19 protein-coding genes are annotated in these 19,386 nt (G+C 63.7%); all 19 read right to left on the bottom strand.

From position 1 onward, the window contains the following. Positions 1–51 precede the first annotated feature (51 nt). Positions 52–945, bottom strand: a complete 894-nt coding sequence (locus IDT60_RS12140) for a F0F1 ATP synthase subunit gamma (RefSeq protein WP_164199033.1) — start codon at positions 943–945, stop codon at positions 52–54. Between the two features lie 76 nt (positions 946–1,021). Beyond that, positions 1,022–2,659: a F0F1 ATP synthase subunit alpha gene (gene atpA, locus IDT60_RS12145; protein ID WP_164206094.1), complete on the bottom strand. Its 1,638-nt coding sequence runs from the start codon at positions 2,657–2,659 to the stop codon at positions 1,022–1,024. Between the two features lie 83 nt (positions 2,660–2,742). Further along, entirely contained in the window at positions 2,743–3,570 is an 828-nt protein-coding gene (locus IDT60_RS12150) for a F0F1 ATP synthase subunit delta (protein WP_164199031.1), read from the bottom strand. Further along, the gene (locus IDT60_RS12155) at positions 3,570–4,121 is read right to left on the bottom strand and encodes a F0F1 ATP synthase subunit B (RefSeq protein ID WP_164199029.1); all 552 of its coding nucleotides are present in this window, start codon (positions 4,119–4,121) and stop codon (positions 3,570–3,572) included. The genes IDT60_RS12150 and IDT60_RS12155 overlap by 1 nt, the downstream gene beginning before the upstream one ends. Positions 4,122–4,174: 53 nt before the next feature. Next, a complete protein-coding gene (gene atpE / locus IDT60_RS12160; RefSeq protein ID WP_011692451.1) occupies positions 4,175–4,393 on the bottom strand; it encodes an ATP synthase F0 subunit C in 219 nt (72 codons plus the stop codon). An 80-nt stretch (positions 4,394–4,473) separates the two neighbouring features. After that, positions 4,474–5,274, bottom strand: a complete 801-nt coding sequence (gene atpB / locus IDT60_RS12165) for a F0F1 ATP synthase subunit A (protein WP_164199027.1) — start codon at positions 5,272–5,274, stop codon at positions 4,474–4,476. Positions 5,275–5,355: 81 nt separating this feature from the next. Beyond that, on the bottom strand, positions 5,356–5,694 hold the full coding sequence (locus IDT60_RS23250; RefSeq protein WP_223883707.1) for a hypothetical protein: 339 nt from the start codon (positions 5,692–5,694) through the stop codon (positions 5,356–5,358). After that, complete coding sequence (locus IDT60_RS12170) at positions 5,687–6,169, bottom strand: hypothetical protein (RefSeq protein ID WP_191079264.1); 483 nt, start codon at positions 6,167–6,169, stop codon at positions 5,687–5,689. Before IDT60_RS12170 ends, IDT60_RS23250 begins: the two co-directional genes overlap by 8 nt. Before the next feature lie 93 nt (positions 6,170–6,262). Continuing rightward, positions 6,263–7,375, bottom strand: coding sequence for an MraY family glycosyltransferase (locus IDT60_RS12175; protein WP_164199022.1), 1,113 nt, complete (start codon positions 7,373–7,375; stop codon positions 6,263–6,265). Then, complete coding sequence (locus IDT60_RS12180; protein ID WP_191079265.1) at positions 7,372–8,331, bottom strand: glycosyltransferase; 960 nt, start codon at positions 8,329–8,331, stop codon at positions 7,372–7,374. The genes IDT60_RS12175 and IDT60_RS12180 overlap by 4 nt, the downstream gene beginning before the upstream one ends. Beyond that, the gene (locus IDT60_RS12185; RefSeq protein WP_164199018.1) at positions 8,328–9,101 is read right to left on the bottom strand and encodes a WecB/TagA/CpsF family glycosyltransferase; all 774 of its coding nucleotides are present in this window, start codon (positions 9,099–9,101) and stop codon (positions 8,328–8,330) included. The genes IDT60_RS12180 and IDT60_RS12185 overlap by 4 nt, the downstream gene beginning before the upstream one ends. Then, on the bottom strand, positions 9,098–9,904 hold the full coding sequence (locus IDT60_RS12190; RefSeq protein ID WP_223883708.1) for an L-threonylcarbamoyladenylate synthase: 807 nt from the start codon (positions 9,902–9,904) through the stop codon (positions 9,098–9,100). Before IDT60_RS12190 ends, IDT60_RS12185 begins: the two co-directional genes overlap by 4 nt. A gap of 15 nt (positions 9,905–9,919) precedes the next feature. Further along, positions 9,920–10,789, bottom strand: a complete 870-nt coding sequence (prmC, locus tag IDT60_RS12195) for a peptide chain release factor N(5)-glutamine methyltransferase (RefSeq protein WP_191079266.1) — start codon at positions 10,787–10,789, stop codon at positions 9,920–9,922. Between the two features lie 24 nt (positions 10,790–10,813). Beyond that, positions 10,814–11,887 carry a peptide chain release factor 1 gene (gene prfA / locus IDT60_RS12200; protein ID WP_164199014.1) on the bottom strand — a complete coding sequence of 358 codons (1,074 nt, stop codon included), beginning with the start codon at positions 11,885–11,887 and terminating at the stop codon, positions 10,814–10,816. A gap of 108 nt (positions 11,888–11,995) precedes the next feature. Continuing rightward, positions 11,996–14,185: a transcription termination factor Rho gene (gene rho, locus IDT60_RS12205; protein ID WP_191079267.1), complete on the bottom strand. Its 2,190-nt coding sequence runs from the start codon at positions 14,183–14,185 to the stop codon at positions 11,996–11,998. 300 nt (positions 14,186–14,485) lie between these two features. Continuing rightward, a complete protein-coding gene (gene thrB / locus IDT60_RS12210; protein WP_191079268.1) occupies positions 14,486–15,460 on the bottom strand; it encodes a homoserine kinase in 975 nt (324 codons plus the stop codon). A 2-nt stretch (positions 15,461–15,462) separates the two neighbouring features. Continuing rightward, positions 15,463–16,569 (bottom strand): threonine synthase, encoded by a 1,107-nt coding sequence (gene thrC / locus IDT60_RS12215; RefSeq protein ID WP_164199008.1) that lies wholly within the window; start codon positions 16,567–16,569, stop codon positions 15,463–15,465. Then, complete coding sequence (locus IDT60_RS12220; protein ID WP_191079269.1) at positions 16,570–17,898, bottom strand: homoserine dehydrogenase; 1,329 nt, start codon at positions 17,896–17,898, stop codon at positions 16,570–16,572. It abuts the gene before it with no gap. After that, positions 17,899–19,383, bottom strand: coding sequence for a diaminopimelate decarboxylase (gene lysA, locus IDT60_RS12225; RefSeq protein WP_191079270.1), 1,485 nt, complete (start codon positions 19,381–19,383; stop codon positions 17,899–17,901). Positions 19,384–19,386 lie beyond the last annotated feature (3 nt).

Here is a 19,386-nt window from a genome sequence, read left to right on the forward strand (position 1 = left end):
GGGGTTAAGTTTGTTCTTTGGTGCAGGTACTGCTGGACCGGATCGTGCAGGCTAGGACGCGTTCAACGCGTCGGCACCGGCAACAATTTCGGAAAGCTCCTGCGTAATTTCAGCCTGGCGGGCAGTGTTGCGCAGACGCGTGTACTTCTTGATGAGGTCCGTGGCGTTGTCGCCGGCGGACTTCATCGCCCGCTGACGGGCTGCGAGCTCGGAAGCTGCTGCCTGCAACATGGCGGCGAAAATGCGTGACTCGATGTAGCGCGGCAGCAGAGCGTCGAGAACCTGCTCGGCTTCCGGCTCGAATTCGTAGAGCGGCAGGAGGTCTGACTCAGACGTAGCCTGCTCTTCGACAACCTCGAGCGGGAGCAGACGAATGACCGTCGGCTCCTGGGTCACCATGGACTTGAAGCGGGTGTAAACGACATGGATTTCGTCCACGCCGCCCTCTTCGTAGGCGGTCGCGAAGTCTTCGAGCAATGCCGTTCCAACCTCGCGGGCAACGTCAAACACCGGAGCATCCGTGTTGCCCGTCCAGGCGCGCTCGAAAGGACGGTTCCGGAAGTCGAAGTACGCCTGCGCCTTGCGGCCCATCACGTAGACCTTAACTTCCTTGCCCTCCTCGTGCAGCAGTTCAATCAGGCCTTCCGCCTGCTTGAGCACTGTTGCCGAGTAGGATCCTGCGAGGCCGCGGTCGGAGGTGATGACCAGCACGGCTGCCCGGCGGATCTGCTCCGGTTCGGTGACCAGGGGGTGGTCAATTTCGCTCTGGCTTGCGACAGCAGAAACGGCACGCGTGATCGCGTTTGCGTAAGGCAGTGAAGCCGCTACGCGTGCGCGGGCCTTGCCAATGCGCGAGGTAGCGATCAGTTCCATCGCCTTGAAGATCTTGCGCATCGACGTGGTCGAGCTGATCTTCTGGCGGTAGACCCGAATCTGGGCTCCCATACTTATCCTTTCCTAAGATCCCGGTGGCCGGGACTGCCGGAACCGGTGAAGGTCCCGGCAGTCCCTGCCAGCGAAACTAGCGCTTCTGCTTGACGATTTTTTCCTGGTCGACTTCGGCTTCAGAGATAGCGTCATGCTCCTCGTGGCCGGCGCCTACCAGGCGGTTGTCACCCTCGCCGAAGAAGCCCTTTTTGAAGTCCACGATGGCGGTCTTCAGTGCTTCAGCGGTGTCATCGTCCATAACGTTGGTCTGCGCCAGCGTGGTCAGGATGGAGGACTTGTGCTTCAGGTGCTCCAGGAATTCGGTCTCGAAGCGGTTGATGTCCTCAACCGGAACTTCATCGAGGTGGCCGTTGGTACCTGCCCAGATTGAAACGACCTGGTTCTCCACCGGGAACGGCGAGTACTGGCCCTGCTTGAGCAGTTCCATCAGGCGTGCGCCGCGGGTCAGCTGCTGGCGCGATGCGGCGTCGAGGTCCGACGCGAACATTGCGAAAGCCTGCATGTCGCGGTACTGAGCCAGTTCCAGCTTCAAAGTACCGGAAACCTTCTTCATGGACTTGACCTGCGCGGCACCACCAACGCGGGACACAGAAACACCCACGTCGACGGCCGGACGCTGGTTGGCGTTGAAGAGGTCCGACTGCAGGAAGATCTGGCCATCGGTAATGGAGATCACGTTGGTCGGGATGTAAGCCGAGACGTCGTTTGCCTTGGTTTCGATGAGCGGCAGGCCGGTCATCGAGCCGGCACCGAGCTCGTCGGAGAGCTTGGCACAACGCTCCAGCAGACGGGAGTGCAAGTAGAAGACGTCGCCCGGGTAGGCTTCGCGTCCCGGCGGGCGGCGGAGCAGCAGTGAAACTGCACGGTAGGCCTCAGCCTGCTTGGAGAGGTCATCAAACACGATGAGGACGTGCTTGCCGCCGTACATCCAGTGCTGGCCGATGGCCGAACCGGCGTACGGTGCCAGGTACTTGAAGCCTGCGGGGTCAGACGCGGGGGAAGCCACAATGGTGGTGTATTCCAGTGCGCCGTTGTCCTCAAGGGTCTGACGGACGGCCGCGATGGTGGACGCCTTCTGACCGATTGCCACGTAGATGCAGCGCACCTGCTTGGTCACATCGCCGGAAGCCCAGTTGGCCTTCTGGTTGATGATGGTGTCAATGGCGATAGCCGACTTACCGGTCTGGCGGTCACCAATGATCAGCTGGCGCTGGCCGCGGCCGATCGGGATCATGGCGTCGATAGCCTTGAGGCCGGTCTGCATCGGCTCGTGAACCGACTTACGCTGGGTCACGCCCGGTGCCTGGAGTTCCAGCGCACGGGTGGTCTCGGCCTTGATCTCGCCGAGGTCATCGATCGGCTGTCCCAGCGGGTCAACCACGCGGCCGAGGAAGGCATCGCCAACCGGCACGGACAGAACCTGTCCGGTGCGGTGGACTTCCTGGCCTTCTTCGATTCCGGTGAAGTCACCGAGGACGATCACACCGATTTCGCGGACGTCGAGGTTCTGGGCCAGGCCCAGGGTGCCGTCTTCGAAGCGAAGCAGCTCGTTCGCCATGACCGAGGGAAGGCCCTCAACACGGGCGATGCCGTCACCAGCGGTTGTTACACGGCCAACCTCTACGCGCTCTGCGTTTCCGGGTTCGTAGGACGCCGCGAACTCGTTCAACGCAATACGGACGTCGTCGGCGTTGATGGTCAATTCGGCCATCTGCAGTCCCTGCTCTCCTGTTTTCGTGATCATCGTTGCTCACGATGACCGGGGTTTCGTTTCGTTAAGTTGTGCTTGTCCGGCTAACCGGCCAGTTGGCGGTGGAGCTGGCCCAGCCGGGTGACAACAGAAGCGTCTAGCACTTCGTCACCCACCTGGACGCGGATTCCGCCGATCAGTTCAGGGTCAACAGTGAGGTTGACCTTGAGCTCGCGACCGTACAGGGCGTTCAGCCCGGCCTGGAGGCGTGCAAACTGCGTCGCCGTCAAGGGACGCGTCACGCTGACCGTTGCAATCCAGCGCTGCTGCCGTTTGGCTGCCAGCTCGGCGAACCGGGCTACCAGGTTGGTCGGCTTGATGCCGCGGGGTGCGGTCACTGCCTGAGCAATGAGGACTTTGGCTTCCTCGCTTGCGCCAGGAACCAACTTCTCAGCCAAGCTGATCTTTGCAGCAGCACTGGCCTGCGGCTCCGACAGAGCACGTTGTACCTCGTGGTTGGAGGCAACGGCCTGGTTGAAGGAGAACAGATCGTTCTCCAGTTCTTCCAGCCCAGAGACACCGGAGGCAGAAACGGCCGACTTGTTTTCAGCGACGGCGATTACCACCGTCGCGGCAAGCGTCTCGAGTGCATCGCCGATATCTCGGGCCGATGCCCAGCGTGAACTGGCCAGACCGCCCGCGATGTCCGCAGCATCGGCGGAAACTTTTCCGCCAACGAGCTGCTTGACCAGCGCCGCCTTTTCGTCACCGCTGCGGGAGGGGTCAGTCAAAGCCCGGCGCAAGCCGGCCGAGCTGTCCACCGTTCCCAGGATTCCGAAGAGTTCCTTAGCCAACTGCAGCGAGGCCAGCGGAAGCTTGGCTTCCAGCGAGGTCAGGGCCGTGGTCAGCGATTCGCTCGATACACCTGACATTACTTAGCTGCACCTGCGTTCTGGGTCTCCAGATCTGCCAGGAAACGGTCAACCACACGGGCGGAACGCTCGTCATTGTCGAGCGCTTCGCCAACAATGCGACCGGCCAGCGTGGTAGCCAGCGTGCCGACCTCGGAACGCAGCGACACAACGGCCGCCTGGCGCTCGGATTCGATCTGCACGTGGGCCTGAGCCGTGATGCGGGCCGATTCAGCAGCTGCCTTTTCCTTCAGATCAGCAAGGATCTGCGCGCCTTCGGCACGTGCTTCCTCGCGGATGCGGTTGGCTTCAGCGCGTGCATCAGTGAGCTGCTGCTTGTATTCCTCGAGGGCAGCAGAAGCTTCCGCCTGGGCCTTTTCAGCCTTGGCGATGCCGCCTTCGATTGCCTCAGCGCGCTCTGCAAAGGTCTTCTCGAACATCGGGACAACGAACTTGACCACGATGAACATGAGGACAGCAAAGCCGACGAGGACAACGCCCATTTCCCAGACGTTGGGCACCAGTGGGTTAGTCTCGCCCTCTGTGGCGGCTGAGATGATCACCTGGTTCATAATTCACCCGTCCTTTTCTACTCGGTTTCTGGATGTTCGCTAAGTTCTAACGCTTAGGAGAGAACGAAAGCGAAGACCAGGCCGAGGATGGCGAGAGCTTCAGTCAGCGCCAGGCCGAGGAATGCGATCGGCTGCAGGACGCGCTGGGCTTCCGGCTGACGTGCTACGCCGTTGATGTAAGCAGCGAACACGAGACCCACACCGATACCACCGCCGATAGCGGAGAGGCCGTAGCCGATGAGGTTGAGGGAGCCGTTGATGGAGCCTTCCATTTTTCTTCCTTTCAAGATGCCATCTTTGTGGCAGGTTGTTTGGGTTGCTTCATCCCCGCGAGGGGAAGTTTGTGGGGTGCCTAGTGGCTGTCCGCGTGCAGTGCGCCTTCAATGTAGATGGCAGTCAGCAGCGTGAAGACGTAGGCCTGGAGCGCCATGATCAGCGCTTCCAGCATGTACATGGCGATTGCGCCGGCGAGCACCAGGACCGAGGCTCCCTTGAGCAGGACGCTCTCCTGCATGATCAGGTACTCGATGCCCGAGCCTGCGATCATCACGATCAGGTGACCGGCCAGCATGGTGGCAAACAGACGGAGGCTGTGAGTGACCGGGCGGACCAGGAAGTTGGAGATGATCTCGATCGGGATGATCAGCGGAAGGATGTAGACCGGTACGCCGGAGGGTACGGTGGCCAGCTTGAAGTACTTCAGGCCGTTCTTCTTGATGCCGATGGCAATCCAGGTCACGTAGACAATGCCGGCAAGGACGTAGGCGCCACCGACATGCGAGAAGCTCGGGAGCTGCAGCACGGGAATTGCGCCGTAAATGTTGTTTACGAGGATGAAGAAGAAGAGGCTGAACAACAGCGGCACATACTTCATAAAGTCTTTGCCGCCGATAATGTCCTTGGCGATGCTGTTACGCACAAAGCCGTAGGCCATTTCACCAGCGAACTGGAGCTTGCCGGGGACAAGCTGCTGCTTCCTGGCAGCTAGCAGAAAGAATGTAGCGATAATGACGACCGACATGATCACCAGGAGCATCTGCTTGGAGAATCCGTCTGCCACCCCCCACGGCAGGATTGCCGGCAGGTGCATTTCTTCAATTCCAGGAGGAGTGAACTCTCCTGAATCTTGGGCCGGGAGCGCAAGCGCGATCAACGCGTTTCCTCTCTGCAGTGTCCATCATTGGGCGTTGGGCAGGGATCGGCGGATTTTCGCTCCGCAGTTCCCCCTGTGAAATTATTTGGCATTAGTGTTTCCATCCGCGGACGGGCCGCTGTCTGCGCCGCGCTTACCCGTTGAGTTTCTGGAACTGGTAAGGCCGTGCATGTGAGAAAGATAGAAACCTCCGGCAGCTCCAAGCAGAGCGCCTGCGAGCACGATCCAGCGGGTTCCCCACAGATTATCCAGACCCCACCCTATCAAACTCCAGACGATGATTCCGCCAATTATGTAGCTGAAGACGGCCATGCCGGCGTTGTATCCGCCGTTGCTGTTTTCGTCCGACACTCCCGGTGTGGAGGGTGTGTTCCTGGACGTGGAAGAGCCGTTGTCCGCGGCTGGTTCCCGATCAGACATCGTTCGGCTCCTTAGGCTCGGGGTCGTTGTAAATCTGCAGGCGTGCCTTGCTGAAGCCGTAGATTTCGGCGGCCTGCCAGAAGACAACGGTGGCAACGGCACCAATCAGGAACCATCGTCCGTGAAGCCAGGCAGGTGCCCCGATCACGAAAAGGACCACCCCGAAACCGACAACTTTGACGAAATAGGTCGCCACAAACATTCCGATTGCACCGGAGGGGTTATTGCGCCCCATGAAGTGGCCAACCAGAAGGCTGATGGCAAAGAAGGCCATCACCAGGAGGCCACCCAGGGAACTGGACAGGACGCCGTCGGTCCCGTTCAGGATGGCAGCCGGAATGCCCGCCAGGATGATTGCGCCCGCACCGGCAGCTGAACTGATGGCGAGGAGGCGAAGCCACAGGGACCGGGCGGGTCTTGGGTCCCCAACGGATCCGTTCCCGGACGCATGTCCGGAGTCGGCGTTGGAGGTCATAAGATCCCAATCGTCGGCGCCCTGGGGCTGGGTGGAGGGGCAGCTGTGGCTGCCCCTAAATTCTACACGAGATAGAAATGAATCCGGACACGGTTACGCAGCCGTGTTCTCGCTGTCCCGGCGCAAGTAGGGCCAGGCGGTTACCAGGCCCATCACCAGGGTGGCGAAGAGGTCCACCGCCAGCACGTACTGCCACGGGAACACCGCGAAAGCAAGGCCGCCGAAGGAGAGTACGGCCGTCCACAGGTACATGAGGATCACGGCAGTCCGGTGCGAATAGCCGATGTCCAGCAGCTTGTGGTGGAGATGGCCCCTGTCGGCGGACCACGGGGAACGTCCCCGTGCCGTCCTGCGGACAACGGCGAGCCCGAGGTCCAGCAAGGGCAGGAAGAGGACAGCGAACGGCAGCAGGATGGGAATGACGGTGGAAATACCGTTGGCGCGGTCGTACAGTCCCGAGGTGATTTGGCCCGTGGAGACGATACCGGCTGCGGCGAACAGCAGTCCGATGAGCATGGCGCCGGAATCGCCCATAAAGATCTTTGACGGGAACCAATTGTGCGGCAGGAACCCGATGCAACTGCCCACCACCACGGCTGTGAGGAGGGTGGCAAGGTCCGAATAGTCCAGCAGGACGGCGTTCCGGTGCACCCAGTAGGCGGTAAAGAAGAACGCGGTTCCGCCGATGATCGCCACGCCGGCGGCCAGTCCGTCCAGGCCGTCAATGAAGTTGAAGGCGTTCATGGTGGTGACAATCAGTCCGGCTGTCAGCACAATCCGGACCATTTCGTTCTCAAGGACAATCGGTTCCGGAACCCACGGGACGATTGTCATCCGAACGCCCCAGACGGCAACCACCAGTGCTGCAGCGCTCTGGCCAATCAGTTTCACCCACCAGCGGATGTCCAGGAGGTCATCCATGACGCCCACCAGCACAATCACCGAGGCGCCGGCCAGAACACCCCAGGGCGAGAAGTTGTTCCGGTAGATGTCTTTGACGAAGAAGGACTGGCTGGCCACGATCAATGCCACCAGCACGCCAAGGAAGATCGCCACACCGCCCAGCCGCGAGACGGGTATCGAATGCATGTCACGGCTGCGGATGGGCATATGGAGTTCCAGCCGGTTGCCCACAACGCGGGCACCCCAGGTGGCCCCATAGGACACGACGGCGGCCGTCAGCCCCATGAGCAGGTACATGATCATGTGACGGGTCCTCCGGTCAGCCGCACGTCCCGAAGGGGGTAGATCCCGTTGAGGACCTGCTCATTGCTGCGTGGTGCCCTGATGCCGTGGAGGATCCCCCGGAGGAGTCCCTTGAGGAGGAGTCGCTTGTTCGGCGAGCCGGCGATGGTCCTGCTCCAGTTACGGACGGAGGCGCCTGAGTACAGCACTTTCTCCCAGGGAGTAAGCGCCGACGAACGCGTGTAGACCCATAGCTTGTTCCGCACTTCATAGTAGAAACGCGCGCCAGGATCAGCGCCGGCGTCTCCGAATGACTTGGTGTGATGGTTGGCGATGGACTTTTCGACCGAGATGGCATTCCGGTGCCGGGAGATCCGGGCCGTGTACTCCAGATCGTCGTTCCAGATGAAATAGTCCGCGATGGGAAGCCCGTGGCGGCGGATTTGCCCGGCGGCAATCAGGATGCAGACGAACGAGGCCGTCCTGATCTGCACTCCCCCGGCCCGGACTGCGGTCGCACGGTCATCCTCGCTGGCGCCCAGCCGAGGACGCATCCGGTTCATCGGATGGTCGCGTCCATCGGTCCAGACCACCCTGCTTGCCACAAAGCTTGGTTCGTCCCCGGCTGCTGCGGCGTAGGCCTGCGACGCAGCGAGAGCCTCCGCGAGTGCTTCGTGCTGCGGTTCCGTGTCGTCATCCATGATCCAGACATAGTCTGCAGCGTGGTCGAGGACCGCGCGTTCCATCCCGACGACGAAGCCCCCGGCGCCGCCCAGGTTCTGAGTCAGCCGGATGACGTCCGTGGCGACCGGGCCGTTGTACGCGGCCAGGTAGTCTGCGGTTCCGTCCGTGGACGCGTTGTCCACAATCACCACTGTGGAGGGCAGGACCGATCCGGAGGTGATCCCGCGGAGGGTGGTCTCGAGTAGCTCCCGCCGGTTGTATGTGACAACCACGGCGACAACATTCCTGGTCATTTGCTGGCCCCTGTTTCCGTGGGTCGAAATTTCCGGCCGGCCAGGACAGCGGCCAGCTTCCAGGGCTCAATGAACACGCGTCCAAAAACCCTCTGCGGTGAGAGGATGAGGCGCCATAGCCATTCGAAGCCGAGCCGGCCGAGCCACCGGGGGGCGAGCCGCTGGTGCCCGGAAATCTGGTCAAGCGCACCGCCCACCGCACCGTAGACGGCGTCGGGAAGCTCATCACGGCGCTGCCACAGGAACGACTCCTGCAGCGGCATCCCCAGGCCCACCAGCACCAGGTTCGGCCCAAAGGACTGCAGTTCGCCGATCACCGTCCGCTCCCTTGCCGGGCCCCAGTTCTCACCGGCCCACCCGCGCACCTCGGCTCCGGGCAGGAGCGCTTCAAGTTTGCGGCACGCCTCGGCGTTACTGTCTGTGTTGGTTCCGACAATGGCCACGCGGTCCAGGCCTGTCACTGCACCCAGGTGCTTGATCCAGTCGGTCGATCCCACCCGGTAGCTGGAATCGGGGGCGGCTGCATGCAGTTGCCGCTTCCATAGTGCGTAGACGGGCGCGCCGTCCAGGAGCACGACGTCGGCAGAATCGTAGAGTGCCTTGAACTCGGGAACCGTGTGGTACAGGTAGCAGCTGTGCAGATTGTGGCCGACGATGGTGCGCCGGCCCCCTGCTGCGATCAGGTGGCTCAGGACCTCGGCCATGCCGTGCTCATGCACGGCAGTGACATCGACGTCCAGGACCCTTAGTCGGTCGCGGCCAACGATCATGCCTCCGGATCCTTTTCGGCGGGCGCTGCGGTTGTCCGCACGTCCGGTGTGCCGTGGTCAGCCGCCGCAGGTTCAGCCTCCGAGGGCGCCGCTGGCGCGGCGGGAGCAGCTGGCACAGCCTCGTCCGGTTCAGCCATGGGAATTTCGCCCAGGCCCAGGACGCCGGGAACATGCTCACGGAGCCGGTCAAGGGACACTGCGCCGTTGCGCACCACCCGGAGGACGGGTCCGGTGGCGTCCACGATGGTGGAAGCCACCGCCTCGGTTCCTTCGAGCGGCCTGAAGCCTCCCTCAAGATAGACCTCCACCGACTCAGCGAGCTGGGCGCGTGCTTCAGCTGCGGTCTGCGCGGGTGCCTGGCCTGTCCGGTTGGCGGAGGATACCGCCAGCGGGCCTGTCAGGGTCAGGAGTTCCTGCGCCACCTCGTCGGCGGGCATACGCAGGGCTACCGTGCCCTGGGTGTCGCCGAGGTCCCAGTCAAGGGAGGGCTGCGCGTGCAGAATCAGGGTCAGGCCGCCTGGCCAGAACGCTTCGGCCAGCTTGCGGGCGTCAGCGGAAACATCCGTGGCCAGTCCGTCCAGGGCGTTGATCCGGGGAATGAGCACGGGCGGCGGCATGGCGCGGCTGCGCCCTTTGGAAACCAGGAGCATGGTGACTGCCTGCGGAGAGAAGGCGTCGGCTGCGATCCCGTACACAGTGTCGGTGGGGAAGACCACACACTTTTTTTCGCTGATGGCACGCTGGGCATGTTCCAGACCCAGGGCGCGCTGATCCTCTGACGTGCAGTTGTAGGTTGTGGTCACTGGCCTATTCTTTCATCAGTCGTGGCGCGGACCGGCAAACACGGCGCTGGTGGCGCGTTCCTTGCCGTTGAGGTCCAGGTGCGTGGTGATCCCGGTCCAGGCACCGCTGCGCTTCATCATTGCGGCGATCCAGGCCGCCTGGACTTCGGCGTGTTCCATCACGAAGTAGCCGCCGGGAACCAGAAGCCGCGCTGCCGAGGCGGCCGCCGCCGTCGGAAGTTCCATGCCGTCCGCTCCCCCGCCGTACAGGGCTTCGGGAGGATCGTGGAGGGCCACTTCAGGTTCGTTTGGAATGGCTTCGGCGGGAATGTAGGGCGGGTTGGACACTACGACGTCGAAGGTTCCGTTGAGCTCCGGCAGCGCGTTGCGGAGGTCCCCCAGGGTGAGCCTGACGCCAAGCGGGGCCAGGTTTTTCTCCGCCCATGCGTGCGCGAAGGTGCTGTACTCCACGGCATGGACCTCGGCGCCGGGCACCTCATGGGCGATCGAGCCGGCAATCGCGCCCGAACCGGTCCCCAGGTCAACAATCCGCGGATGCGCCATGCCCTTCACGTGGTCAATGACCAGCTGGACCACCGATTCCGTTTCAGGACGCGGGATAAAAACCCCGGGGCCCACTGCGAGCTCAAGATACCTGAAGTGGGCCACGCCGGTGATGTGCTGCAGCGGGATCCGCCGTGCCCGTTCGGCCACAAGTTCGGCGTAGCCCTCCGGTGCAGGGGAATCCCCCAGCATCATGGCGCGGAGCCGGCCGAGCCCCACCCCCAGCAGATGCTCGGCCAGCAGCTCGGCATCGACGCGGGGACTGGGCACGCCGGCGTCCCGAAGGATCACTGTGGCTTCGCTGATGGCAGCCGCGAGCGACTGTTCCGACCCAGGTGTCATGATTATAAGGCTTCCGGCAGCTTGCTATTCGCCGATGGCGTCCAGGCGGGCCTGTTCGTCCATCTCGATGGCGGACTGGATGACCGGCTCGAGGTCGCCGTTCATGACCTGATCCAGGTTGTACGCCTTGTAGCCGGTGCGGTGGTCTGCGATCCGGTTTTCCGGGTAGTTGTAGGTGCGGATGCGCTCTGAACGGTCCATGGTGCGGATCTGCGACTTGCGCTGGGCCGAGTTCTCGGCGTCGATCTGCTCCTGCTGGTGCGCCAGAATACGGGCCCGAAGCACACGCATGCCGGCCTCGCGGTTCTGGAGCTGCGACTTTTCGTTCTGCATCGCCACCACAATCCCGGTAGGCAGGTGGGTGATGCGGACGGCGGAGTCAGTGGTGTTCACGGACTGTCCGCCGGGGCCGGAGGACCTGTAGACGTCGATCTTGAGGTCGTTCTGGTTGATTTCAAGCTCTTCAGGCTCGTCCACTTCGGGCAGCACCAGCACGCCGGCCGCAGAAGTGTGGATGCGTCCCTGCGATTCGGTCACGGGGACACGCTGGACGCGGTGCACTCCGCCCTCGAACTTCAGGCGCGCATAAACGCCCTCGGCAGGATCGTTGGAGCTCCCCTTGACGGCCATCTGGACGTCCTTGTAGCCGCCCAGGTCAGACTCGGTGGCGGAGATCAGTTCGGTCTTCCAACCGCGTGATTCGGCGTAGCGGGTGTACATCCGCAGGAGGTCGCCGGCGAACAGCGCAGCTTCGTCGCCGCCTTCGCCGCCCTTGACCTCAAGGATCACGTTGCGGGCGTCGTCAGGGTCGCGCGGAATCAGCAGGCGGCGCAGTTTGGCCGAAGCAGCCTCCATGGCCTCTTCCAGCTCAGGCACCTCGGCAGCAAACTCAGGGTCCTCGGCAGCCATCTCTTTGGCCGCGGCAAGGTCATCCCGGAGGGCCTCCCACTTGTGATAAGCCTCCACAATGCCGTTCAGCTGCGCAGACCGCCGCCCCAGCTTCCGGGCCAGCCGCTGATCAGCGTAAACAGCAGGATCCCCCAGCTGCGCCTGGATAGCATCATGCTCATCAAGCAGGCCCTGTACGGACTCAAACATTTTCAAAACCTCTTTCGACTCTTACAAGTCTAGTTTCGTGGGACTTAACGACGAACCGCCCAAAGCATGCCGACCACAGGGTCGGCATGCTTTGAGCGGTGAGCACAGCTACTTGTCGTTATCCGACTTCGCACCAAGCGTCGTCTTCTGAACCTGCATCAGGAACTCAACGTTGCTCTGGGTCTCCCGGATCTTGTTGGTCAGCAGCTCAAGGCTCTGCTGCGTTTCGAGTCCGGACAGGACGCGGCGCAGCTTCCACATGATCTTGACTTCCTCGGGGGAAAGCAGGTTCTCTTCACGGCGCGTGCCGGACGCATTGACGTCCACTGCCGGGAAGATGCGCTTATCAGCCAGCTGGCGGGACAGGCGGAGCTCCATGTTGCCGGTGCCCTTGAACTCTTCGAAGATGACCTCGTCCATCTTGGAACCGGTCTCCACAAGGGCCGTTGCCAGGATGGTGAGCGAGCCACCGTTTTCGATGTTGCGGGCTGCACCGAAGAAACGCTTCGGCGGGTACAGCGCGGCGGAGTCGACGCCACCGGACAGGATACGGCCGGAGGCCGGTGCTGCCAGGTTGTAGGCGCGGCCCAGGCGGGTCATGGAGTCGAGGAGCACCACAACGTCCATGCCCATTTCCACGAGGCGCTTGGCGCGTTCGATGGACAGTTCGGCCACGGTGGTGTGGTCATCGGCGGGACGGTCGAAGGTGGAGGCAATAACCTCGCCCTTGACCGTGCGCTGCATGTCCGTGACTTCTTCAGGGCGTTCGTCAACAAGCACCATCATGAGGTGGACCTCAGGATTGTTGGTGGTGATGGCGTTGGCGATGGACTGCAGGATGAGCGTCTTGCCGGCCTTCGGCGGGGAGACGATCAGGCCGCGCTGGCCCTTGCCGATCGGGGCAACCAGGTCGATGACGCGGGGGCCGATCTTCTTGGGATCGGTCTCCAGGCGCAGGCGCTCGGAGGGGTACAGCGGGACCAGCTTGGCGAATTCGACGCGGTCTTTGAGCTCTTCCGGCGTCTTTCCGTTGACGGAGGTTACGCGGACCAGTGCGTTGAACTTCTGGCGTGCAGACTGCTGGCTGCGGTCTTCGCCTTCCCGCGGTGCCCGGATGGCGCCGACCACGGCGTCGCCCTTGCGCAGGTTGTACTTTTTCACCTGGGCGAGGGACACGTAGACGTCGTTCGGGCCCGGCAGGTAACCGGAGGTGCGGATGAACGCGTAGTTCTCCAGGACGTCCAGGATGCCGGCTACGGGCAGCAGGACGTCGTCATCGGTAACCTCGACGTCGTCGACGTCCGGTCCCTGGGCACGTCCACGACGGCGGTCGTTGCGGTCGCGGAAACGGTCGTTGCGCGAGTTGTCACGGCTGTCCTGGCCGCCGGAGCGGTCATTGCGGTCGTTCCGGTCACGCCGGTTACGGCGGTTCCGGCGGCTGCCACCGTCTGAATCGTCGCTGTCGCGGGTGTTGTCGCGGGAATCGTCACGGCGGGTGCCTTCACGCTGGCCGGCGTCGCGGCTGCCAGCGTTGTCGCGGCCGCCGTCAGTGCCCTCGCGGGTACCGGCGTCACGGGTACCGGCGTCGCGGGCAACGCGGGTGCGGCCCCCGTCACGACGGTCTGAACGCTGGCCGTCGCCGGACTCGGCGCCCTGGACGTCCGTGCGCTGCGTTTCGGTGCGCTGGGTCTCAGCACGGTCCTGGCGCTGTTCAGCGGCGGGCTGCTCAGCCGGAGCCTCAGCGGATTCCCCGGTCTGCGGGGACATAGCCGCAGCTTCGCCGCGGCGGCGGTTGCGGGTCCGCGGCTGACGGCGTTCGCCGGCACCTTCGGCCGCTTCGCCGGACTCGGCGGGGGCGGCTGCCGGAACTTCGGCAGGCGCGGCGACAGGGGCTTCAGCAGGTGCTGCGGCGGGAGCAGCGACGACTCCGTCGCTGACAGCGCGCCGGCTGCGGCCGCGTCCACGGGCCCGGGTCCCCTCGGCAGCCGGGGCCTCCGCGGTTTCGGCGGAGACAGGCGCCGGAGCGGCAACAGCTTCGTGGTTCTCGCTGGCCTTTTCGGCAACCTTGGCTGGGGCCTTGGTAGCCGGAGTGCCTGCACGGTGGGCGGAAATGGCTGTAACCAGGTCCCCCTTGCGCATGCGGGACCCGCCGGAGATCCCCAGCTGGCTGGCAAGAGCCTGCAACTGGGCGAGCTTAAGGCCGGCAAGGCCACTGCTCTTTGCGGGTGCGGCCGTTGACGATCCGGCTGCAGAAGTTGATGTGTCCACAGCTGAAGACAGCTCAGTGGTTTCGGTCACGAAGGATCCTTCCCCCTCGACGGCGTCCAGACTGGGAGCTGGACGCGATGATTTGATCTGGGCTGCAGTTCAGATCTGCAGCCGGGAGTTTCGGCCTTGCCGGTTGGATTTCGGCCAGCAGGGCCGGATACTGATTCACCTCACGCACCGAAATAATGGCGGAACGCTGGACTGACGGTTCAGGGGCAGACACTTCATGCTGCAGATTCCTGCGACAGACCAAGCAGGTGACACCGGAAAATATTGCGCAGTAGGAGATCAGGTAACAACTGAATGCAGCTGCTGATCAGATAGGCGGAATTACCGCCGGTGCAAGTCCACCTTAGCACCTTCGACGTCCACTGCCAGCTTCAGCACGCGCCAACCGATATCCGGAGTGCTGGCTGCCGTGAACGAGTCGATCAGGGCGAGGATTTCCGTCGCCTCGGCTTCGCCGTTGGCCAGTGCCAGCACGGTGGGGCCGGCGCCCGAAACCACGGCCGCGTGGCCGGCGCTGCGCAATTCCCGGATGAGGGCCGCGCTGGGGCGCATGGCCTCGGCACGGTAGCTCTGGTGGAGGTAGTCCTCGGTGCCGGCAAGCAGGAATTCCGGCTTCTGCGTCAGCGCGTGGATCAGCAGTGCCGCACGCCCGGAGTTCATCGCTGCAGCATGGTGGCCCACAGATGCCGGCAGCAGGGCCCGCGCCGCTTCCGTGGACAATTCATAGTCCGGAACCGCCACGATGGGGATGACGGAATCAACCACCGTGGCGCACGTGCTCCTGTACTGGTCACTGTCCTGCCATGACAGCGCCAGTCCGCCGAAAATCGCGGGCGCGACGTTGTCCGGGTGGCCTTCCATCTCGCTGGTCAGCTGCAGGATCCAGTCCCGCCCGCGCTGGCCGTCGGCAGGGACCATCGCGTTGGCGGCAGACACCGCCGCTACGACGGCCGATGCCGAGGAGCCCAGGCCGCGGCCGTGGGGGTTGACGTTCGTAGCAGTGATTTTCAGCCCGCCGTGCCGGTAACCCAGCCGCGCGAAAGCCGCGTCCATGGCCCGTACCACGAGGTGGCTGGCGTCGCGGGGCAGGCTGTCCGCGCCCTCGCCGCTGAGCTCGAACAGGAGCTCGTCGGTTTCGAGGCTTTCCACCGTCAGGGTGTCATGCAGTGCAAGGGCGAGGCCCAGGCTGTCATATCCCGGACCGAGATTGGCGCTCGTGGCGGGGACCCTGACGGTGACCCGTTGTCCTGCCTCGATGAGGGGCAGGACAACGGTGTCAGGCGCGGTGGTTTTCAAGGCTACTTTTCTTCCAGTCCCAGCTCGGCTGCAACGGTGACAACGTCGTTGGAGACCTTGACGGGCTGCACTTCGCTGCCGTCTTCGGTGCGCAGGGCCCACTGGGGGTCCTTCAGGCCGTGGCCCGTGACGGTGATGACGATGGTCTTACCGGACGGCACTTCCCCTGCGGCATGCTTCTTCAGGAGGCCGGCCACACCGGCGGCGGAGCCCGGCTCCACAAAAACACCCTCGCGGGCGGACAGCCAGCGGTGCGCGTCCAGGATCTGCTCGTCCGTCACGGCGTCGATAAATCCGCCTGACTCATCGCGGGCGGCAATGGCGCCGTCCCAGGATGCGGGGTTGCCGATCCGGATGGCGGTGGCGATGGTGTCAGGTTCCGTAATCGGGTGCCCGGCAACGAACGGCGCTGCACCGGCGGCCTGGAAGCCCCACATCTGCGGGGTTTTGGTTGACACGGCAGGAAGGGTTCCGGCCGTTGCCGACTCGAACGGCGCCGAGTACTCCTTGTAGCCCTTCCAGTACGCCGTGATGTTTCCCGCGTTGCCTACGGGCAGGACGTGGATGTCGGGAGCGTCGCCGAGCGAGTCCACGATCTCGAAGGCGCCGGTCTTCTGGCCCTGGATACGGGCAGGGTTGACGGAGTTGACCAGGAACACCGGGTAGGACTCCCCCAGCTTCCGTGCGATGTCCAGGCAATTGTCGAAGTTGCCGTCCACCTGAAGCAGCGTGGCGCCGTGCGCGATCGCCTGGCTCAGCTTGCCCATGGAGATCTTGCCTTCGGGAACCAGCACGGCGCATTTCAGGCCGGCAGCGGTGGCGTAGGCAGCCGCAGAAGCAGAGGTGTTGCCGGTGGAGGCGCAGACAACCGCCTTGGCACCGGACTCAACGGCGGCGGTCATGGCCATGGTCATGCCGCGGTCCTTGAACGAACCGGTGGGGTTCATCCCTTCGACCTTCAGGTACACGGTGGAACCGGTCAGTTCGGAGAGCTTCTGTGCGTGCACCAGCGGTGTGCCGCCCTCGCCCAGGGTGATCACCCGGGTGGATTCCGTCACGGGCAGACGGTCAGCGTATTCGCGGATAACGCCGCGCCATTGGTGAGCCACTTAGACTCCTTCTACCCGCAGAACGGATGTAACTGAATTGATGACGTCCAGGCCCTTCACGGCCTCGACGGTGGCCGCAAGGGCAGCCTCTGATGCGCGGTGCGTGACAATCCGCAGTTCGGCTGATTCCACATTGGACCCGGAGTCCTTGTGGATGGTCTGCCGCATGATTTCGATGGACACGCCATGCTCCGCAAAGAGCTGGGCGATGCGGGCCAGCACGCCGGGCTGATCGGCGACGTCCAGGCCGATGTAGTAGCTGGTGGTGGCCGCTTCGATGGGCAGCGCGGGAACGTGGCCGGTGGTGGTTTCGGTCCGCTGGGGCCCGCCCAGCACCAGGCGGCGGGCGGCGGAGACAAGGTCACCCAGGACGGCAGACGCCGTCGGGGTGCCTCCTGCACCCTGGCCGTAGAACATCAGCTCACCGGCGTTTTCCGCTTCGATGAACACCGCGTTGAAGGCGCCGCGGACGGCGGCGAGCGGGTGTTCACGCGGGAGCAGCGTGGGGTGCACGCGCACCGAAATACCTTCGGCGCCATCTGTTCCTGTGTCTGCGACCGTGAGCTTTTCAGCGATGGCCAGCAGTTTGATGACAAAACCGGCGTCCTTCGCCGCAGCAATGTCTGCCGCGCTGACGTTGGTGATGCCCTCGCAGTAGACGTTTTCCAGGGCAAACCGCGTGTGGAAGGACAACGTGGCCAGGATAGCGGCCTTGGCGGCGGCGTCGTGGCCTTCGACGTCGGCAGTGGGGTCCGCTTCCGCGTAGCCGAGGCGCTGGGCCTCGGCGAGGGCGTCGGCGAACTGGGCGCCGGTGGAATCCATCTGGTCAAGGATGAAGTTGGTGGTGCCGTTGACGATGCCCAGCACGCGGGTGATCCGGTCGCCGGAAAGGCTGTCGCGGATGGGGCGCAGGATGGGGATGGCGCCGGCAACTGCTGCTTCAAAGGACAGCTGCACACCGGCCTTGTCAGCCTCTTCGTAGAGGGTGGGACCGTCCTGGGCGAGCAGGGCCTTGTTGCCGGTGACCACGCAGGCGCCGTTCTGCAGCGCGGAAAGGATCAGCGTGCGGGCCGGCTCAATGCCGCCCATCAGCTCGATCACCAGGTCCGCATCCTTGACGAGCGTCCCGGCGTCGGTGGTGAACAGTTCCTGCGGAAGCTCCACGTCGCGCTTGGCGTTCACGTTGCGCACGGCGATGCCGCTGAGCTGCAGGCGTGCACCGGTGCGGGCGGCCAGGGCGTCGGCGTCCTCAATGAGAATCCGCGCAACCTGGGCCCCAACGTTGCCACAGCCCAGGAGGGCTACTTTCAGGGTTCGCAATTCAGTCATTCAGACTCCCATGTCGCGGTTGAGCAGATCTTCTTCGGTTTCCCCGCGGACAATCAGCCGGGCAGATCCGTCGCGCACCGCGACAACGCCCGGCCGGGCCAGATAGTTGTAGTTGCTTGAGAGGGCCCAGCAGTAGGCGCCGGTCCCCGGTACAGCAAGCAGATCACCGGCTGCCACGTCCTCGGGCAGATATACATCTCTAACAACTATGTCGCCGCTCTCGCAATGTTTGCCCACCACGCGGGACAGCTGGGGCGCAGCATCCGACGTCCTGGAGGCAAGAATCGCGGAATAATCCGCGTCATAGAGCACCGGGCGGGCGTTATCGCTCATGCCGCCGTCAACTGACACATAGCGGCGCGGATGCGTAACGTTTTCCGGCTGCGTCCCGGCTGTTTCACCGGTTCCGGCGGCGGGCGCGTCGACACGGACGGTCTTCAGGGTGCCCACCTCGTACAGCGTGAAAGTGGTGCTGCCGACGATGGCGCGGCCCGGTTCGATGGAAATGCGGGGGGCGGTGATCCCCAGGTCCGCGCAGGTGGAACGCACGACGGCGGCCATCGCCTGCGCGATTTCCGCTGCCGGGCGGGGTGTGTCCACCGGGGTGTAGGCGATGCCGTAGCCGCCGCCCAGGTCCAGTTCGGGCATCACGATGGAGTACTTTTCCTGCATGGCGGCCAGGAAGCGGAGGAGCTTCTCGGCGGCCAGCGCGAAGCCGTCAGGCTCAAAGATCTGGGACCCGATGTGGCAGTGCAGTCCAAGCAGGTCAATGCCGGCGTAGCTGGTCGCCGCCGCAACGGCCTCTTCCGCCGCTGACAGGCCGGCCTGCTCGGTGGTGTCCTCCGCCATGGACAGACCGAACTTCTGGTCCTCGTGCGCGGTGGCAATGAATTCGTGCGTGTGGGCGTGCACGCCGGGGGTCAGCCGCAGCATGACCTTGGCCTGCTCGCCGCGGCCAGAGGCAATTTTCGCCACGCGCTCCAGCTCGTCCAGGCTGTCCACCACGATGCGGCCGAGCCCCATGTCAAGGGCCCGGTTGATTTCCGCATCCGACTTGTTGTTGCCGTGCAGCGCCACGCGGGCGCCGTCGATGCCTGCCCGTGCGGCCACGGCCAGTTCGCCGCCGGATGCAGTATCCAGGCGCAGGCCTTCCTCCTCCACCCACTTCACAACCGCGGTGCACAGGAACGACTTGCCTGCATAGTAGACGTCCACTCCCCCGCAGATGTCAGCGAAGGCGGCATCAAAGGAATCCTTGAAGGACCGCGCCCGGGCACGGAAGTCGGCCTCGTCCATCACGAACAATGGTGTGCCGAACTGTGCCTTGAGCTCGCTGGCGGGGATGCCGTTGACGGCGAGCTCACCGGCGTCGTTCCTTTGCACACCCTGTGCCCACATCGGTTCCTGAACTGCATTCAGGTCCGCGGGAACGGCGAGCCATTCAGGGGCCAGCGGGGATGCATTGTTCAAGGGATTTCCGGTCATGGT

Origin of the sequence: Pseudarthrobacter sp. BIM B-2242, from assembly GCF_014764445.1 — a bacterium.
Lineage (GTDB): Bacteria > Actinomycetota > Actinomycetes > Actinomycetales > Micrococcaceae > Arthrobacter > Arthrobacter luteus_A.

Coding starts and splice junctions, on each gene's coding strand:
- IDT60_RS12140 (WP_164199033.1), bottom strand. CDS start 945: ATGGGAGCCCAGATTCGGGTCTACCGCCAGAAGATCAGCTCGACCACG.
- atpA (WP_164206094.1), bottom strand. CDS start 2,659: ATGGCCGAATTGACCATCAACGCCGACGACGTCCGTATTGCGTTGAAC.
- IDT60_RS12150 (WP_164199031.1), bottom strand. CDS start 3,570: ATGTCAGGTGTATCGAGCGAATCGCTGACCACGGCCCTGACCTCGCTG.
- IDT60_RS12155 (WP_164199029.1), bottom strand. CDS start 4,121: ATGAACCAGGTGATCATCTCAGCCGCCACAGAGGGCGAGACTAACCCA.
- atpE (WP_011692451.1), bottom strand. CDS start 4,393: ATGGAAGGCTCCATCAACGGCTCCCTCAACCTCATCGGCTACGGCCTC.
- IDT60_RS23250 (WP_223883707.1), bottom strand. CDS start 5,694: ATGTCTGATCGGGAACCAGCCGCGGACAACGGCTCTTCCACGTCCAGG.
- IDT60_RS12170 (WP_191079264.1), bottom strand. CDS start 6,169: ATGACCTCCAACGCCGACTCCGGACATGCGTCCGGGAACGGATCCGTT.
- IDT60_RS12175 (WP_164199022.1), bottom strand. CDS start 7,375: ATGATCATGTACCTGCTCATGGGGCTGACGGCCGCCGTCGTGTCCTAT.
- IDT60_RS12180 (WP_191079265.1), bottom strand. CDS start 8,331: ATGACCAGGAATGTTGTCGCCGTGGTTGTCACATACAACCGGCGGGAG.
- IDT60_RS12185 (WP_164199018.1), bottom strand. CDS start 9,101: ATGATCGTTGGCCGCGACCGACTAAGGGTCCTGGACGTCGATGTCACT.
- prmC (WP_191079266.1), bottom strand. CDS start 10,789: ATGACACCTGGGTCGGAACAGTCGCTCGCGGCTGCCATCAGCGAAGCC.
- prfA (WP_164199014.1), bottom strand. CDS start 11,887: ATGTTTGAGTCCGTACAGGGCCTGCTTGATGAGCATGATGCTATCCAG.
- IDT60_RS12220 (WP_191079269.1), bottom strand. CDS start 17,898: ATGACTGAATTGCGAACCCTGAAAGTAGCCCTCCTGGGCTGTGGCAAC.
- lysA (WP_191079270.1), bottom strand. CDS start 19,383: ATGACCGGAAATCCCTTGAACAATGCATCCCCGCTGGCCCCTGAATGG.